Source organism: Streptomyces sp. BR1 (assembly GCF_052373795.1).
Taxonomy (GTDB): Bacteria; Actinomycetota; Actinomycetes; order Streptomycetales; family Streptomycetaceae; genus Streptomyces.
This window is the reverse complement of the sequence record NZ_CM126252.1, coordinates 207,001-223,557: the sequence shown is the minus strand read 5'-3', so window position 1 is coordinate 223,557 and position 16,557 is coordinate 207,001. Positions and strand designations below refer to the sequence as shown.

Genomic DNA, 16,557 nt, shown 5'->3' with positions numbered 1-16,557 from the left:
AAGCAACACGAGCTGCATTCCGGTTGCATTCCGCCTGCGTGGCCGCTGGATGCCGTCATGACCGAAAGGTGCTCTGGCCGCCCTGTCATCGGCACAGCAGGATGCTGTCCGGCTTGGGTGGTGGTTCGGTGCGTCGCCCCACGCGCCCGGGAGAAGGGGATGACGCCGATGACCCGAAGACCGTTGAGGCAACGGCTGTGCGGAGCCATCGCGTTGGGCCTCTTCTGCGCTGGAGGTGCGGCCACCGCCTCCACCGCCCATGCCGCGTCGGCCACCGCCACCTGGGCGATGGACGACGGCGCGCAGGGGCTCGCCAGCAGCCCCGTCGCGGGGAGCCTGTTCTCGGTGCCGCGCGCGGACGGGCGGGTCGATCAGTTCCAGTTGTTCTACGACTCCACCGCGACCGGTGGGCTGCCCTTCGTCCGGCACCGCGACCAGTCGGAGCCGAATGGTGGGTACGGGGCATGGGTGCGGGTCTGTGCGCCGACCGTCTGTCGCAGGCCCAGGGCGGCCACCCGGATGGCCACCCCCGGCCGTGTCGTGCGGCCCCGGCAGGCTCCACCGCGTCGATGATGCGCAAATGCGCAGGTTCAATCCCAAACAGGTACTGGTCGGTCGACCGCTCGACACCTCACGGCTCGGCGAGACGCTGCTGCCGAAGCGCCTCGCCCTGCCCATCTTCTGCAGCGACCCGCTCTCCTCCGTGGCGTACGCGACCGAGGAGATCCTGCTCGTCCTCGCGCTCGGCGGTGTCACCCTGCTGCATCTGGCCTGGTACGCGGCCGCCGCGATCGTCTTCCTGCTCGTCGTGGTCGTCGCCTCGTACCGGCAGACCTGCTACGCCTACCCCGGCGGTGGCGGCGCGTATGTGGTGAGCTCCGAGAACCTGGGCCCCACCGCCGCCCTCACCGCCGCGAGCGCCCTGCTGGTCGACTATGTGCTCACGGTCGCCGTCTCGGTGGTCTCCGGCGTGCAGGCCATCACCTCTGCGGTCCCGTCGCTCCACGACCACCAAGTGGCGCTCTCCGTGGGCTTCGTCACCATCCTGACCCTGCTGAACCTGCGCGGGGTGCGCGAGTCGGGGCGGATCTTCGCGATCCCGACGTACGGGTTCGTCGCCGTCATCTACGTGATGTTCCTGATCGCCGGGATCCGCCTTGCGAGCGGCACCACCATCCGGGCCGAATCCGCGCATCTGCCGATCCACCAGGCGGGCACATACGCCGGGCTCGCCCTTGTGCTGCTCGCGATGCGGGCGTTCGCGTCCGGCTGTACCGCGCTCACCGGTGTCGAGGCGATCAGCAACGGGGTGCCCGCCTTCCAGAAACCGAAGAGCCGCAACGCCGCCACGACCCTGGCCGCCATGGGCTTCCTGTCGGTCACCATGTTCGTCGGCATCACCGCCCTGGCCCTGGTCTACAAGGTCCATGTGGCTGCGGATCCCACCGAGTTGGGCCTGCCGGCCGGTACGGCGACGTCCACCGCGCTCGCCCAGATCGCCCGGGCCAGCTTCGGCCATGTGGACATCCTCTTCTATCTGGTGCAGGCGTTCACCGCGGGCGTCCTGGTCCTCGCCGCCAACACCGCCTTCAACGGCTTCCCGATGCTCGCCTCGATCCTGGCCCGCGACCGGTACGCGCCGCGCCAGCTCTACAACCGGGGCGACCGGCTCGTGTACTCCAACGGCGTCGTGCTGCTCGCCCTCGCCGCGATCGGCCTCATCGTCGCCTTCGACGCCGAGCTCACCCGGCTGATCCAGCTGTACATCATCGGCGTCTTCGTCTCGTTCACGCTCTCGCAGGCGGGCATGGTCCGGCACTGGCGCAAGGAGCTGGCGGGGAACCCGACAAGTGCGCAACGGCACAAGATCCACCGCTCTCTCGCGATCAACGCCGTGGGCGCCACCCTCACCGGTCTCGTCCTGGTCATCGTGCTCATCACCAAGTTCACACACGGCGCCTGGCTGGTCATCATCGCGATGCCCCTGCTGTTCGTGGGGATGAAGGGCGTACGACGCCATTACGATCAGGTGGCCCGGCAGGTCGCCGTCGCGCCGGACGCGCGGCCGCGCAAGCCCGCGCGCCACCATGTGATCGTCCTGGTCGCATCGGTGCACGCCCCCACCCTGAAGGCGATCGGCTTCGCCCAGGCGTTGCGGCCCAGCACGCTCACCGCGCTCACGGCCGCCGCCGACGAGGACGCCGAGCGGCTGCGCCGGGCGTGGGACGAGCACGAGCTCGACGTCCCGCTGCGGATCCTGCACTCGCCGTACCGGGAGGTCGTGAGCCCGATCATCGCCCATGTGCAGGAGGTGGCGGCGGCGGAAGCGGAGTCGGTGGTGTCCGTCGTGATCCCCGAGTACATCGTGGGCCACTGGTGGGAGCAGCCGCTGCACAACCAGAACGCGCTGCGGCTGAAGGCCCGACTGCTGTTCACCCCGGGGGTGACCGTCATCGATGTGCCGTACTTGCTGCAGTCGGGCAGCGAGGTCGGCCGTTGAACGGTGCGGTCGCGGCCGAGCACCACACGGCGCTGTCGAGCGGCGTGAACGGCGTCACGGCCCGCGCCGGAGCGGCCGTCACCAGGGACCCGGCGACGGCCGCGAACCCGGCCGCCAGGGCGGTGAGCCCCGTTTCGGTGATCCTCACAGCGGAGGGCGGACATCCCGGGCCGGGGAGCTGAAGTGGTAGACGGGGCCCTGCTCGGCGTGCGGGAAGGTGAGCAGGGTGATCTCCAGGGTGCGGTGGTGCTGGTCGCGCACCTCGCGGTGGATCTCCAGCTGGGGAACCCCGTTCGACGTCTCGTCGCCGGGCGCCATGATCAGCTGCTCGTTGTGCTCCAGGCTGAGCCCCGCGTCCGCCGCCCACGCGTACAGCCTGCGCAGATCGCTGTGGGTGTGGTGGGAGAGCGTGCGCTCGTAGCGGGCGAGCAGCGGGACCTGGGCGATGAGGCTGGGGGAGAGATAGCTGACGGCGCGCTGGATGACGCGGTCGGCGGCGGAGGCGACGTAGTAGTGGACGAGGGTGCGGGCGCCCGCCCGCATGCCGAGCTTCGCCGCGTAGTGCGGGGGAGTGGGCTCCCAGACGAGCCGGGTGGCGGCCGGGACGCCCGCGCGGGGGCTGAGCGCGCCCAGCGGGAACTGCGCCTCGGGTGGCGCCTGGAGGAGCCGCGCGTGCGCCTCGCCGGGGCGGTCGCCGCGTACGAACGAGCCCCGCTTCTCGGTGCTGATCAGGCCCTCCTGGCGCAGTACGTCCAGGGCCTGACGGATCGTCTGGCGGTTGCTGCGGTAGTGCTCGGCCAGGATGCGCTCGGCGGGCAGCCGGTGGCCTGGGGCCGAAGTGCCGGACTCTATCGTGGACTTGAGGTCGTGGGCGATCTCCATGTATCGGGGGACGGGGGGAAGGGAATGACCATGTGTGCCGGGCATGTGTCTCCCTGGAGTGATCACTGCGGGTGTCTGAGTGGTTCTGTGGAGCGACTGCCTTTGTATCATTGGTCTAGACCGCCAAAGCGATCCATGGCCTCCGATTGGCGAGATTGCAACACGCGCGAGAGGCCGCGCGCTGGTCACGCGGGCAGGAATGGCCGGAGCGCGTCGATCGCTTCCGGGAAGCCGCGCAGGTCCGCCTCCGTCGCGAACTCGTGGTCCGCGTAGTCGAAGCCGGGCGTGACCACCTCGGCGACCAGGCCTTGTGCGGCGCCGTCGACGAGGCGGGACGCCTTCCAGTGGCCGCCCGGGACGAGCAGGAATCTCTCGTCGTCCGCGCCGAGCCGGACGCGGTCGAGCGTGCCGTCCGGGGCGAGCGTGACGTATTCCAGCGGTCCGCCGTCGATCAGGAAGTGCAGGATGTCGCTGCGGTTGCGGTGCAGGCGGCCGCGCGGCTCGTCCCGGGTGAGCAGATAGTGGATGGACGTGGCGGCCGGCCGGGGGCCCCGGGGCAGCGGCAGGGTGTGCGCGCTGGTGTAGATCCGGCGGAAGTAACCGCCCTCCGCGTGGGGTTCGAGCCCGAGCTCCGCGACCCAGTCCCGCATGGCGTGCACCCTTTCCGATCGCCGTCGCCCCCGGAGCCCCCATAGTGGCAGGTGCGCCGCGCCGTCATGGACCCGAGGCGCAGGTATCGGTCTGGAGGTCCTCCACCAGGGCGAACAGTCTGGCCTCGTTGCCCGCTAGGCCCGCCGCCCGCAGGGACTCCTCCGCCTCGGCCATCGGCCCGGCCAGCAGCGCCAACGCGCGCGGGGCCGTCTGCGGGTCGGCGAGCACGGCCTGCGCGGTCCGCAGCAGCCGGACGTACGCCTTGGCGGCCGTGCGCTCCGGTTCGGTCATCTCGGCTTCTCCTCGTCTGTCCTGTGCGTCGTGTCCGGCGCGAAGGTGTCGGACCGTCAAGCATCTCTCGCGGCACTGACAATGAGAGGAGCGCGGCGCGCCAAGGCCGTCGGCCGGGGCGTCGTGGGGCGCGTACGGGCTCGTACGCTCCCGCTCGTACGTTGTACGTTCAAGGATTCCCCATGGTCTAGTCCAAGTCGTTGACGTGCCCCGGACACGGCTCGATTCTGCTGGGAACCCATCCCCCCTCGGGGTCCGATAGGGATCCCTCGGGACTCCTCCCCCCACCCAGGAGACCTGGACATGAAGCGTCTTCGTGCGCTCCTCTGCGGTGCCGCCACCGCCGCGCTGGCCACGGCCGGCCTCTCCGCCTTCGTCGCCGGGCGGGCCGCCGGTGCGACTTCCGGTGCGACCGCCCTGAGCAACCGGTGGTACGCGGCTGCGCCTTACCTCATGCCGCTCGACAACAACCCGCCGAACGCGGCCGCCATCATGGACGCCACCGGGCTCAAGGCGTTCCAGCTCGCCTTCGTCCTCGCGCCCAACGGCGGCGGCTGCAGCCCGACATGGGGCGGCACCGCGCCCGTCTCCTCCGACACGGCGGTCGCCGGGGTCATCGACTCCATCAGAGCCAAGGGCGGCGACGTATCGGTCTCCGCCGGCGGCTACGGCGGCACCAAACTCGGCCAGAACTGTTCCGACGCGGCGAGCACCGCCGCCGCGTACCAGCAGGCCATCACCAAGTACCAGCTCAAGGCGATCGACTTCGACCTGGAGGAGCCGGAGTACGAGAACAGCACGGCCATCGCCCATGAGATCGGCGCCGCCAAGATCCTCCAGCAGAACAACCCCGGCCTGTACGTCTCGGTCACCACGGCCGGAACCGCCGACGGCACCGGGTGGTTCGGCAAGCAGATGCTCAACGAGGCCAAGGCGCAGGGGTTCGTGCCCAACAACTTCTCGATCATGCCCTTCGACGGCGGGTTCAGCGGCGCCGCCGCCCAGACGAGCGCGCTGACGAACTTCAACTCCATACTCCAGTCCACGTTCGGCTGGAACGAGGCGACCGCCTACGCCCACGAGGGCTTCTCCGGGATGAACGGCCGCAGCGACAGCGGCGAGTACTTCCGTCAGGCCGACTTCCAGACCGTGCTCGACTACGCGACCAGTCATGGCATGGACCGCTTCACGTTCTGGTCGCTCAACCGCGACCGGCAGTGCTCGCCGCCCGACAACAACGGCACCACCTCCGGAACGTGCAGCAGTGTGGCGCAGGCCGACTGGGACTTCGCCAAGTACTCGGTGACCTTCGCAGGTTCCACACCGCCGCCCACCAACCCGCCCACCACACCGCCCACTTCGCCCCCCGGCACCTGCTCGGTGGCCGCCTGGAGCGCCTCGGCCGTCTACACCAAGGGCAACGAGGTCTCCCACAGCGGCCACAAGTGGCTCGCCAAGTGGTGGACCCAGAACGAGGAGCCCGGTACCACGGGCGAATGGGGCGTCTGGCAGGACGAAGGCACCTGCTGATCCGCTCATACGTCCGGCGCGCCCCCTTGACCGGGGGCGCGCATACGTATTTCTGGTGGTCGATCGGGGCAGTTGAGTCGGTTCGGGCGCGCGGTGCGTATGTGAGGTGGTGGAATCCGTCACTAACACCACCGTCCATTTCGTCATAGGGGACATAGAGGCGCCGCTGATGCCGTCCCGAGGGGGGAACCATGGAAGAGATCTGCGTACCGCTGTATGTGGAGCTGTTGCACGAGGGGGGTGATGCCATGACCCCGGTGGAAGCGGTGATGACCTACGACCCGGACGACCCGCTCGCGGTGTCGGTGGACTTCGTCTGCGGCAACGGCACGCACACCACCTGGACGATGGGGCGGGACCTGGTGGCCGAGGGTCTGCTGTCGCGCCGGCCGGTCGGCCTCGGTGACGTACGCGTCTGGTACTGCGGCGACGGGGGGCTGCGGATCAGGCTGGATTCGGACGAGGGCAGCGCCGACCTCCTCGCGGGCCTGGAGGACGTCGCGGTCTTCCTCTCGCGTACGTACCAACTCGTGCCGGAGGGCAGCGAGTTAGAAGGCTACGACGTGGACCGGGCCGTGGGGCTGCTGCTCGCGGCCGCTCCGACTCCCACGGTGACCCGCTGTCGGTGCGGGCGGGAGTGTCCATGTCGTGACCACGGCGGCCAGTAGGCGCCGGTGGGGGGTTGAACGCTTGCCGTGAGAGGCCCGTCCCGACGCTGCTCGGGGCGGGCCCTGCGGCTCGAAAGCATCCCGCGTTGACGCGTGTGTTCCCGGCGGCTGTTGACAGTTCTGTCAATGACATGGACATTGCTAGTCGCTCACCCGGTTCCGTCGCGGCGCACCATCCCGCGCCGCCCGCGAGCCGTGCTCCGACCCCCCACCGTCGTACCCCATGACGTCCGGACCTCTGTCCGGTACTGGAGGAGCCACGTGAACAGACACACGCGCGCGAGATCCGCCACCAGATCCCTGAGAGCCGTCCTCGCGTCCGCGCTGCTCGTGGTCGCCGCCGCGCTCGGCTCGCTGCCGGGCGCGGGGACCGCCGCCGCACGCCCCCTCGACCGCGCTGGCGCCGCACCCTCGCCCGACGCCCCGCACCACGGAACCGTCGCCCACGCGCGCGTGCCCGGCCACGACGCCGGGCGCGACCGGGCCGTCAAGGCGCTCAAGGACGGCCGGGCCGCACACCGCCACGCGCTCGCGGCGGACCTCACGCACAACTGGTGGGGGATATTCCCGCAGCCCGGCACCCACGACGGCATCACCGCCACCCACAGCGTCGATCCCGCCTACCGCGTCACCGGCCCCGACAACTTCACCTACGCGCCCACCACCAAGGCCCAGCACTCGTGCATCGAGGTGGTCACCGCGTACTGGAACAGCGGCAACGAACTGTGGGCGTGGGACTGGTGCTCGCAGGACGGCGGACCGGCCAAGATCCTCCCCCTGGACGCGGACTTCCGTACGAAGTACACCACCACCGTCGACGGCCGCCCGTCCTTCAGCGTCCAGCTGGTGAAGGACACCGGGTCCGGCAACCGCTGGTCCTCCTACCTGTACAACTACGCCACCGCGCAGTGGGAGTTGCTCTACCGCCAGTCCGGCACCGACCAGAGCGGCCTCGACTACGGCTGGGACATATTCGAGATATACGCGAGCACCGACCCGGCCACCGGAGTGGGCTACTTCTGCACCGAGGCGAGGAACACGGTCTTCGACAGCAGCGCGATCCAGCTGCGCAGGAACGGCGCCTGGAACCCCGCGCGGTCGGCCGACTCCCCGTGGACCGACGCCAACCCGGCCGGGCGCGACTTCCTCTGCCCGCCCCTGAAGTTCCTCCAGGTCGGCGCCAACGACCACTGGACCGTACGGCAGTGACCGCGTCGTCCGCGCGTTGAACGCCGCGTCCGGTCGTCTCCCGTCCGGCGGCCGGACGTCACGGCGCGTCGGCCGTCCACCAACGCGCCTTGTACAGGCTCGACCCCTTCAGCTCCTCCTCGCCGCCCGGCCCGTGGAAGCGGATGTGCGAGGTGCACCAGGCGCAGGGCGAGCCCGCGCCGGGGCTGACGGTGAGGACCTGCCCGGTCACCGGGTTCTGGCTGACGCTCTTGACCGTCGGCAGATCGATGCCGCCCTGGCGCCTGAACGGGAAGAACCGGCCGTCGCGGACGCTGAGTCGGTGGACGTGGTCGCTCGTCGACACCCACAGTCCGCCCTCGGTGCCGACCGCCTTCGCCAGGTCGTGGCCGCCGGACTCGGGCAGGGCGACCGTACGGGCGGCCGTCAGCCGGGGGTTGGCGGCGGTGCCGTCCACGGCGAGGCCGACGAGACGGGTGTCGCCCAGGGCCCACAGCAGCCCGCTCGCCCCGTCCCAGAACAGCCCGTGGGCGTCCGGAAGTTCGTACTCGGCGTATACGTCGGAGCGCTCGCCCTGCGAGGCGGTGTAGACGCGTACGAAGCCGCCGGTGCTCGCCGCCACCGCGATGTTGCCGTCCGGCAGCAGCTCGACGCTGTGCGGGTTGCTGCCCGACGGGAGGGCGGTCGCCCAGTACACCGTGGAGTCGTTGCGGTGGACCGCCGCCGCGAGGCCGCCGGAGGCGCAGGTCAGCAGGAGGGGGCCGGTGACGGGGAAGCGGGCCTTGGCCTCGCTGACGTTCTGCCAGGCCGTCGTGGTGTCGAGATCGTCGAGGGCGGAGTCGCCGACGGGCGACCAGGACCAGAGCGGGACCAGATCGGTTGCGCGCGCGTAGCCGTCGAAACCGCCGGAGCGCCAGTAGGCACTGGTCGCGTCGAGCAGGAGCACCGACTGGGACGCCTGGTCGCAGGCGAGGATCTGGGTCTGCGGCGCCTGGCGCGCACGAGGCCCGGGCAGCGGGCGCGGGGCGTACCCGGCCGCGTGGGCGGGCGACGCCGCCAGCGCGGCCAGAGCACCGGCGACCGAGGCGCGCAGCACGGCCCTGCGGGGTGCGGCACGGCCGTGCGCGGGACCGGGAACGGATTCGGTGGGCACGGGGCCATACGTTGGCAGGCGTGGTCATTTCATATGCATAACCGGGCGTCGATTCTCCCGCACTCCACCCGGACGGATCAGCGGTCGACCGCTTCTCGATGGGCGCGGGCGTCCCGTACGTATGACTATGGAGCGGTGAACACGTCGACATCCGCACCCGGGGGTTTTCTCGCACGGCCGATGGACAAGGCCGATGTGGCCGCCTGGCTTGAGCTGCGGGGCGACACCGAGCGTGTCGACCACACGGGCCACCACGTCGACGCGGACGATCTCGCCGAGGAACTGGAGAACCCGAAGCTGGATCTGGCGGAGGACACGCTGACCCTGTGGGACGGCGAGCGGATGGTGGCGTACGCGCTGGTGCACGCGCCCGACGGTGCGGTGGACGCGGCCCGGTTCCGGGGTGACGCGGCCGTCCGGCCGCGGTGGCGGCGTCAGGGGCTCGGCGGGCATCTGGTGGAGTGGATGGACGCGCGTGCCCGCGCGCGCTACGCCGAAGGCTTCACCCACCTGCCGGGCGAGCTTCTGATCAGCGGGAAGTCGGGCGACGACAACCTTCAGGCGCTCGCCGCGAAGGCGGGCTTCAGTGCCTGCCGGTGGTGGTTCGAGATGACCCACCCGCTGGACGCGAGCCGCCCGATGCCGGGCGGTGTGCCGGACGGGCTGCGCCTGGTGGCCTTCGAGCCCGCCTACGACGAGCCGACCCGGCTCGCCCACAACGACGCCTTCCGCGACCACTGGGACTTCACGGAGCTGGACGCGACCGACTGGCAGACCTGGGTCGTGGGGGCCCGCTCGTTCCGCCCGCGGCTCTCGCGACTGCTCCTCGACGGCGACGAGGTCGTGGCGTATCTCATCGCCGAGGAGTACGACGCGGACACCGCGGCCGACGGCACCCGCGACTGCCACATCGGCTATCTCGCCACCCGCCGCACCCACCGGGGGCTCGGCGCCGCCCCCGCCCTGATGGCCGCCACCCTGGACGCGGCCCTCACCCTCGGCTACGACAGCGCCTCGCTCACCGTCGACACCGCCAACCCCTCCGGCGCCCTTGGCCTCTACGAGCGGCTGGGCTTCACCACGCACCGCGAATACGTCACGTACGCACGGCCGTTGGAGACCGGCTGACGATTGCGTGAATCCGTCGGGGGATGAGGTAAGCGGTTCGCGGCCCCCGGGCGTGTAGGGGGTGTGAAGCAGCTGGAGTTCAAGGAGTTCTACCGCGACAGCCGGGACGCGTGCCTGCGTACCGTACTGGCGAGTGTGGGCGACCGTCAGCTCGCCGAGGACCTGGTCGCCGAGGCCTTCACGCGGGCCTGGACCGCCTGGCCGAAGGTCGGCCGGCATCCGGCACCGCGCGCGTGGGTCGTGCGTACGGCACTCAACACCCGGGTCTCGTGGTGGCGCAGGCGCCGCCGGGAGGTCGTCCTGGACGGCGGTGTCGATGTCGCGGACACCTCGGCCGGTGACACCGGCCTGGACCCCGTGCTGCTCGCGGCGCTGCGCCGACTGCCGCGCCGGCAGCGGGAGGTGATCGCGCTGAGGGTCTTCCTCGACCTCGACACCCAGGCGACCGCCAAGGTGCTCGGGATCGCCCAGGGGACCGTCACCGCCCACCTCTCGCGGGCCGTCGCGACGTTGCGCGGCCATCTCGTCACCGTCGACCGACCGGAGGCCGGGCCATGACCGACATGGAGACACAGGCAGCACACGACGTACTGGACGCGCTACGGGACTCGCTGGACGGGGTCACCATGAGCACGCCGGTCGAGCGGATCGAGGCGGCGGGCCGCGCCCGGCGGCGCCGGCGGCGTATCGCGGGGGTGGCCACCGTCGCCGCGGCCGCGGGCCTCGCCCTCGGCGTCCCGACGTACGGCCACCCCTCGACCGCCCCGCCGCAGGCGAGCCCGGCCACCGGCGCCGCGCCCGTGCACATCCGGACGGCGGCGTACGAGGTGGAGAGCAGGCCCGACGGAACGGTCCGGCTGACCTGGTCCAAGCAGCAGTACTTCAAGGACCCGGCGGGGCTGCAGGCGGCCCTGCGCAAGGCCGGGTTCCCCGTGCTGATCAAGGTCGGCGAGTTCTGCAAGGGGCCGCACGACGACGGGAGCCTCGATCCGAGCGGGTCGGGTCCGGGGGTGCGGCGGGTCATGAAGGGGCACCGGGAGGCCGACGGGAGCGTGGTGTTCGACTTCACGCGCTCGGCGATGCCCGCCGGGACCGAGCTGTTCATCGGCTATCTGAACCCGGCTCAACTGGCCGTCACCCACGGCCGACCGGGGTCCGTGGAACGCCTGGTGCCCATGGGGACCCCGCTCGTCTGCACCACCCAGGCGCCGCCACCGCACGCGTAGCCCCGAGTACGCCGAAGGCGCCCCCGCGGATCCCGCGGGGGCGCCTCCTGGTGTGAACCGCGTCAGGCGTCAGTGCTTGGGCGTGTTCGCCACGGTGACGTTGACGGCGGCCCAGGCCTTGTCGACCGTCTTGTACTCCGTGCTGGTCGCGCCGTACAGGTCCGACGCCGCCTTCAGCGTCGCCGTGCGGGCGTCGTGGAAGTCGGTCGAGGAGACCATGTAGCGGGTCAGGGCGCGGTAGAAGATCTGCGTCGCCTTGTCCCGGCCGATGCCGGTGACCGTCGAGCCGTCGTACGTCGGGGAGTCGTACTGGACGTTCCCGATCGTCTTCTGGCCGCTGCCCTCGGCGAGCAGGTAGTACGCGTGCGAGGAGACGCCGGAACCGGCGTGGACCTCGGTGTCGTACGACGCGGGCGACCAGTAGTCGACCGTGCCCTCCAGCTGGTCCATGGACGGCTTGTCCAGGCGGCGCAGGAAGGTCTGCGCGAGCCCGAGCTTCTCGCCGATCAGGTAGTTCGGCGGGTTGTTCGGGTTGTTGGTCTGGAACTCGACGTTGCTGCCGAAGATGTCCGCCAGCGACTCGTTGAGCGAGCCCGCCTCGCCGAACTGGCTGCCCTGCGCGTCGACCCGGGTCGGCTGGAGGTTGGCGGTCGCGTCGACGACGCCGTGGGTGAGCTCGTGGCCCGTGACGTCGAGGACGACCAGCGGCTTGGTGAAGGTCTCGCCGTCACCGTCGCCGTAGAGCATGCAGCCGCAGTCCGAGGACCAGAACGCGTTGCCGACGTTGGAGCCGAAGTGCACCAGCGCGTGGGCGCCGGCACCGTCGTTCTTGATGCCGTTGCGGCCGAACACCTTCTTGTAGAAGTCGAGGGTGCTGGTGATGCCGTACTCGGCGTCCACGGCGGCCGTCTGGCGGTTGCTGAGGGTGCCGTTGCCCCAGGTGTTGGACGTGTTGGTGAACGCCTTGCCCTGGGCGAACTGCTCCAGCTCCTTGCCGCCGGCGTCACGCGTCTCGGTGTTGCCGCGCGTGGCGTCCTTGAGGAGGTAGGAGCTCTTGCCGGTCTTCAGCGTGTTCAGCTGGACCTGACCGACGAAGATCGAGGAGCCGGTGCCGATCGAGGGGATGCCCACGGTCTTCGGCGGGTTGAACCCGAACGCGCTGCTCGCCGCGGCGGTCGCCCCGGACGTGGCCCCGGTCTTGGGAGCCAGCGTCTCGCCGCGCTGCTTCAGCGTCTTCTTCAGCCGCGGCGAGACGAACTCGTCGTTGACCGGGGTGTTGCTGAGCACGGCACCGGTGGCGGCGTCGATGACGACCGTACGGGCGCCGCCCGCCTCGGTGGTCTTGCTGGCGCTGACCTTGATCTGGTAGGCGAGCGCCGTGCGGCCGGCGCGCGCGTCGACGACCAGCTCGGCGGTGCCCGCGTTGCCCTTGGCGGCCGAGGCGGCCTTGGCCTTGGCCTGGTCGGCCGTCAGCTTGGGCGTGCTGGAGGCGACCTGCACCTGGTGGCGGACCGCGCGGGTCACGTCCAGGTACTTGGACTTGGCGTCCAGGTGCACGACCAGGTCGCCGCCGAGGACCGGCAGGCCCTTGTGGGCGCGGACGAAGCGGACGTGCGACTTGCCGTCCGGGTCGACCAGCGCGTCGGTGGCCGTCAGGGTGTCGTCCTTGGAGACACCGGTGGCCGAGGCGTGCGCGAACGCGGCGGCGCGCGCAGCGTCCACGACCGACTTGGCGGCCTTGGTGGAGGCGACCGAGGAAGTCCCCGTGGCGGCGGGGGACGCGAAGGCGGTGCCCACGCCCCCTGCCGTGATGGTCGCGGCCGTGGTGACGGCCAGGGCAATCGCCAGGCTGCGTATGTGGGGTGTACGCACTATGGAGGGTCCTTAGTGGTGCAGGGGCGGCCGGCTACAACCGCCCGTACGCACGGTGCTGTTGTGCACCGAGGGGACCGTGTGGCCCCGATCGGAACCCTGCTATGCCTGACATGCGCATGTAAAGCCGTTTGATCGGCATAAGTGCCTTTGGAACTCAGATTTAACAATCGCGTGTTCAACCAGTCGCGCAGAGGTGACCGACACGCGAGCTTGCTGTGTGGTTCCTGTGTTCCAACGGTCCAGATGCGTGGACGGGGGAAATGGTTGCACGCCTCGCGCACTGTGCTTCTGATCACAGTGCGCGGGCGTCGTCTGCTCCATGTACGCGTGTAAGTGCGGGCGTTGGGGTGTTCTTCCGTCTTGAGCTGTCTTGCGGTGGATCACCCGTTTCGTACTTCCGAGGTCAGCCCGCCGAGGGGCCGGTCCAGTCGGCGGGGACGTGGCCGATCCGTACCCGCTGCGGATGGTCGCCGACCGGGACCGAGACGGTCTTGAGTCCGGTGGCGAAGTCGATCGCGGTGATGCGGTCCGCGCCGCTCTCCGAGATCACGCAGGACCTGCCGTCGCCGCTCACCGTCGCCCAGTACGGCTTCGACGCGGGAACCAGCGGGCCTTCCTGCAACGTTGTACGGTCGACGACCGTCGCGTAGTCGTCCATCGTCCCGGCGACGCAGAGCTTGGCCCCGTCGGGGCTCATGGAGAGCCCGTGGTGGCGCGAGTCGTTGACCCAGGTGGTGCGGTCCTTGCTGGTCGCGGGGTTCTCGGGGAGGGTCTTCGAGCGGGTGATCTTGTCGGAGGCGACGTCGTACTCCAGGAAGCCGTTGAAGAACGAGACCTGGAAGTACGCCTTCGACTCGTCGGGGGTGAACACCAGCGGCCGCACGGCGTTGGACAGGTCCTTGCGTCCGAACGCGTCGAGCCGGGCGCGCATGTCGATGGTCTTGACCTGCTTGTAGGTGTGCGCGTCGACCACCGTGATGTGCCGGTCGCCCTTGGTCCAGTCGAGCCAGGGCGCGTCCAGCGCCGTGTCGACCTCGCCGATCGACATGTTCCAGAGGTACTTCCCGCCGTCGGTGAAGACGTTCTCGTGGGGTTTGTCGCCGGTCGCGAACGAGCCGAGCTGCTGGCCGGTGACGATGTCGAGTACGTGCACGGTGTTCGAGGTGGAGGCGGAGACGGCGACGCGGGTGCCGTCGGGGGAGACCGCCATGTGGTCGGAGCGGTAACCCGACACGGGGAAGCGCCAGTTGATGTGTCCGGTGGCGAGGTCGATCGAGACGACGTCGGCGAAGCTGGGCCGGGAGACCACCACGGACGACCCGTCGGGCGTGGTGTACATGTCGTCGACGAACTGGTCGTGCCCCTCGCCGGGCCCCTGTCTGATGCCGAGGAAATAGGCCAGTTTGATGGGGTTGAGGTAGATCTCGGTGAGCCGCTGGTCCTTGTCGGGAATGACGTTGATCCGCCCGATCTTCGCGAAGTCGCCGCTGGACCTGACGACATCGGCGGTGCCGTCCCAGTTGTTGCCGACGAACATGACCTCCCGCAGCCCGGCGGCACCGGGGTGCCGAGTGGCGGAGGCGGCCGTGGAGGCGGAGGTGCCGGTCACGGCCAGGGTGAGAGCGGCCGCCAGGGAGCCGAGTGTTCTGGAAACAGACATCGTCACTCCGGTTGATCTTGTGGGGGGCATGACAATGGCGTGCGGTGTGGCTACGGGAAAGTAATGAGCGCCGGTCCACATCACAAGGGCCGTGACGATGAATGTTGCGGGGTGCAACGCAAGCGGGGCGCAACGCGGAAGGCCCGCCGCCGACCCGCGAAGGGTGGGCGACGGACCTTCCGTACGACCAGGGGTGACGTCAGCTGACGTCGAGCGCCGCGTCGTCGACGACGAACGACGTCTGGAGCGTGGAGCCCTCGACTCCGGTGAACTTCACCGTCACCGTCCGGCCCGCGTACGCGCCCAGGTCGAAGCTGCGCTGGGTGTAGCCGCTGCCCGCGTCGAGGTTGGAGTACGTGGCCAGGGTGGACAGGACCGTCCCCGAGCCGTCCACGACCTGTGCCTTCAGCGTGTCGTACGCCTTGGTGGTCGTGGTCTCGTCCGTGTCGATGTGCAGGTAGTAGCTGAGCTTGGCCGCGCAGCCGGACGGGATGGTTACCGTCTGGGCGAGCGTGTCGGTGTGCGCGGTGCCGGTGCCGTCCAGCCACGCCGTGTACGAGCCGCCGTGCGCGGGCTCCGCGGAGTCGTTGGTGATGACCCCGCTCGTGGCCGACCACGCCGAACCGCCGGACTCGAAGCCGGGGTTGGCGAGCAGCTGGGCAGGCGTGCAGGTGCCGGTGCCCCCGCCGCCGGTGCCGCCACCCGTGCTACCGCCGGTGCCGCCTCCGGTGCTGCCACCCGTGCCGCCTCCGGTGCTGCCGGAACCACCGGATCCGGCCAGCCACTCCGTACCGTTGAGGGCGAGCGCCGCGTCCGTGCCGGCCGGGTCGTCCCAGCCGTCGAAGAGGGTGTTGTTCGGCTGACCCGTGCCGTCGTCGATCGGCGAGCTGTCGCCCCAGAACGCCACCCGGCCGCTGCCGAACGTGCTCGTCGCGAAGAAGGCGCCGGTGTTGCCGGAGTAGCCGGTGCGGTACACCAGGCCCTTGACCGCCGGGTTGTCCGCGGGCTTCAGGGTGGCCGTCGTGCCGTTGCGGATGATGCTGCCGGTGACCTTGCCGAAGGAGCCGTTGAGCACCGGGTCGGTGCTGTCGGAGATCGCCCTCGGGTTGTCCTTGGCGATGTTCAGCGAGTCGATCGAGAAGCCGAACGGGTCGTTGTTGTCGACGCCGTTGTTGGTCATCAGATCGTTGAGGATCTGGACCGCGTCGGAGCCGTCGTTGTTGCGGTCCGAGCCGGTGTGGTCGGAGATCATGAACAGACCGCCGCCGTGCTGGACGAACTGCATGATCGCGGTCTTCTCGGACGCCGACAGCAGGATGTTCGGCTCGGGCAGCACGAACGTGTCGAAGTTCTGCAGGTCGAGCGGCGACGACGTGCCGTAGGTGATGGTGTTGCCCGAAGGCAGCGTCTTCAGCGAGTAGTTGCCCGTCTTCTGGAGCGAGACGCCCCACGAGGAGAGCGCGCCGGTCCAGTCGGACTCCGCCGAGGGGCTGGCGTTCTCGCCCAGCGGGTCGGGCTGGCTGGTGCTGATGATCCAGTCGGCGTTGCCGGCGGTCTCGGCCTTGGAATTGTCGAAGAGCACGCGGTGCGGGGTCGCCGCGGCGGCTGCGGGGGCGGTGACGGCGAGGGCCGCCGTGCCCGTGCCCAGCATGCCGAGCGCCACGAGCGCGGTGGCGAGTCTGTGCCGTGGCCTTTGGGAACTCCGGGTTCGGAGCATCCTGCTACCTCCATGAGGGGTGGGGGAGAGGCGGTGCGGGCGCCCAGTCTGCGCGCGTAGAACGGCAGTTGGGATACTCCCGGGCTAC

General features: G+C 70.1%; 15 protein-coding genes. 8 read left to right on the top strand and 7 right to left on the bottom strand.

What is annotated here, in order from left to right; translation table 11 throughout:
* Window positions 1-168: 168 nt before the first annotated feature.
* Together ACT1U9_RS00980 and ACT1U9_RS00975 are read left to right on the top strand one after the other, a co-directional pair.
* Window positions 169-573, top strand: coding sequence for a hypothetical protein (locus tag ACT1U9_RS00980; RefSeq protein WP_444536445.1), 405 nt, complete (start codon window positions 169-171; stop codon window positions 571-573).
* Between the two features lie 7 nt (window positions 574-580).
* The gene (locus ACT1U9_RS00975) at window positions 581-2,500 is read left to right on the top strand and encodes an APC family permease (protein WP_444536444.1); all 1,920 of its coding nucleotides are present in this window, start codon (window positions 581-583) and stop codon (window positions 2,498-2,500) included.
* A gap of 144 nt (window positions 2,501-2,644) precedes the next feature.
* Here the strand turns inward: ACT1U9_RS00975 and ACT1U9_RS00970 are convergent, their stop codons facing one another.
* From ACT1U9_RS00970 to ACT1U9_RS00960, 3 genes are all read right to left on the bottom strand, one after another.
* Complete coding sequence (locus tag ACT1U9_RS00970) at window positions 2,645-3,382, bottom strand: GntR family transcriptional regulator (RefSeq protein ID WP_444536443.1); 738 nt, start codon at window positions 3,380-3,382, stop codon at window positions 2,645-2,647.
* A gap of 185 nt (window positions 3,383-3,567) precedes the next feature.
* Complete coding sequence (locus ACT1U9_RS00965; protein WP_444536442.1) at window positions 3,568-4,032, bottom strand: cupin domain-containing protein; 465 nt, start codon at window positions 4,030-4,032, stop codon at window positions 3,568-3,570.
* Window positions 4,033-4,096: 64 nt separating this feature from the next.
* The gene (locus ACT1U9_RS00960; protein ID WP_444536441.1) at window positions 4,097-4,324 is read right to left on the bottom strand and encodes a hypothetical protein; all 228 of its coding nucleotides are present in this window, start codon (window positions 4,322-4,324) and stop codon (window positions 4,097-4,099) included.
* A gap of 303 nt (window positions 4,325-4,627) precedes the next feature.
* On the opposite strand from ACT1U9_RS00960, the gene ACT1U9_RS00955 reads away from it, so the two are divergent.
* The 3 genes from ACT1U9_RS00955 to ACT1U9_RS00945 all read left to right on the top strand — a co-directional run bounded on the left by ACT1U9_RS00955 (window position 4,628) and on the right by ACT1U9_RS00945 (window position 7,731).
* Window positions 4,628-5,854, top strand: coding sequence for a carbohydrate-binding protein (locus ACT1U9_RS00955; protein WP_444536440.1), 1,227 nt, complete (start codon window positions 4,628-4,630; stop codon window positions 5,852-5,854).
* 191 nt (window positions 5,855-6,045) lie between these two features.
* Complete coding sequence (locus ACT1U9_RS00950; RefSeq protein WP_444536439.1) at window positions 6,046-6,522, top strand: SsgA family sporulation/cell division regulator; 477 nt, start codon at window positions 6,046-6,048, stop codon at window positions 6,520-6,522.
* Window positions 6,523-6,783: 261 nt separating this feature from the next.
* Window positions 6,784-7,731 carry a carbohydrate-binding protein gene (locus ACT1U9_RS00945; RefSeq protein WP_444536438.1) on the top strand — a complete coding sequence of 316 codons (948 nt, stop codon included), beginning with the start codon at window positions 6,784-6,786 and terminating at the stop codon, window positions 7,729-7,731.
* A 58-nt stretch (window positions 7,732-7,789) separates the two neighbouring features.
* Here ACT1U9_RS00945 and ACT1U9_RS00940 read toward each other — a convergent pair whose 3' ends face one another.
* Window positions 7,790-8,863, bottom strand: a complete 1,074-nt coding sequence (locus ACT1U9_RS00940) for a DUF6528 family protein (RefSeq protein ID WP_444536437.1) — start codon at window positions 8,861-8,863, stop codon at window positions 7,790-7,792.
* Window positions 8,864-8,998: 135 nt separating this feature from the next.
* Here ACT1U9_RS00940 and ACT1U9_RS00935 point away from each other — a divergent pair, with 135 nt between their 5' ends.
* The 3 genes from ACT1U9_RS00935 (at window position 8,999) to ACT1U9_RS00925 (ending at window position 11,217) form a co-directional block, all read left to right on the top strand.
* Complete coding sequence (locus ACT1U9_RS00935) at window positions 8,999-9,991, top strand: GNAT family N-acetyltransferase (protein ID WP_444536436.1); 993 nt, start codon at window positions 8,999-9,001, stop codon at window positions 9,989-9,991.
* A gap of 63 nt (window positions 9,992-10,054) precedes the next feature.
* A complete protein-coding gene (locus tag ACT1U9_RS00930) occupies window positions 10,055-10,549 on the top strand; it encodes a sigma-70 family RNA polymerase sigma factor (RefSeq protein ID WP_444536435.1) in 495 nt (164 codons plus the stop codon).
* A complete protein-coding gene (locus ACT1U9_RS00925) occupies window positions 10,546-11,217 on the top strand; it encodes a hypothetical protein (protein WP_444536434.1) in 672 nt (223 codons plus the stop codon). Before ACT1U9_RS00930 ends, ACT1U9_RS00925 begins: the two co-directional genes overlap by 4 nt.
* A 69-nt stretch (window positions 11,218-11,286) precedes the next feature.
* On the opposite strand, the gene ACT1U9_RS00920 is transcribed toward ACT1U9_RS00925, so the two are convergent.
* The 3 genes from ACT1U9_RS00920 to ACT1U9_RS00910 form a co-directional block, all read right to left on the bottom strand.
* Window positions 11,287-13,089, bottom strand: coding sequence for a M4 family metallopeptidase (locus ACT1U9_RS00920; RefSeq protein WP_444536433.1), 1,803 nt, complete (start codon window positions 13,087-13,089; stop codon window positions 11,287-11,289).
* A gap of 406 nt (window positions 13,090-13,495) precedes the next feature.
* The gene (locus ACT1U9_RS00915; protein ID WP_444536432.1) at window positions 13,496-14,752 is read right to left on the bottom strand and encodes a YncE family protein; all 1,257 of its coding nucleotides are present in this window, start codon (window positions 14,750-14,752) and stop codon (window positions 13,496-13,498) included.
* 199 nt (window positions 14,753-14,951) lie between these two features.
* Entirely contained in the window at window positions 14,952-16,469 is a 1,518-nt protein-coding gene (locus tag ACT1U9_RS00910; RefSeq protein WP_444536431.1) for a hydrolase, read from the bottom strand.
* Between the last annotated feature and the right edge of the window lie 88 nt (window positions 16,470-16,557).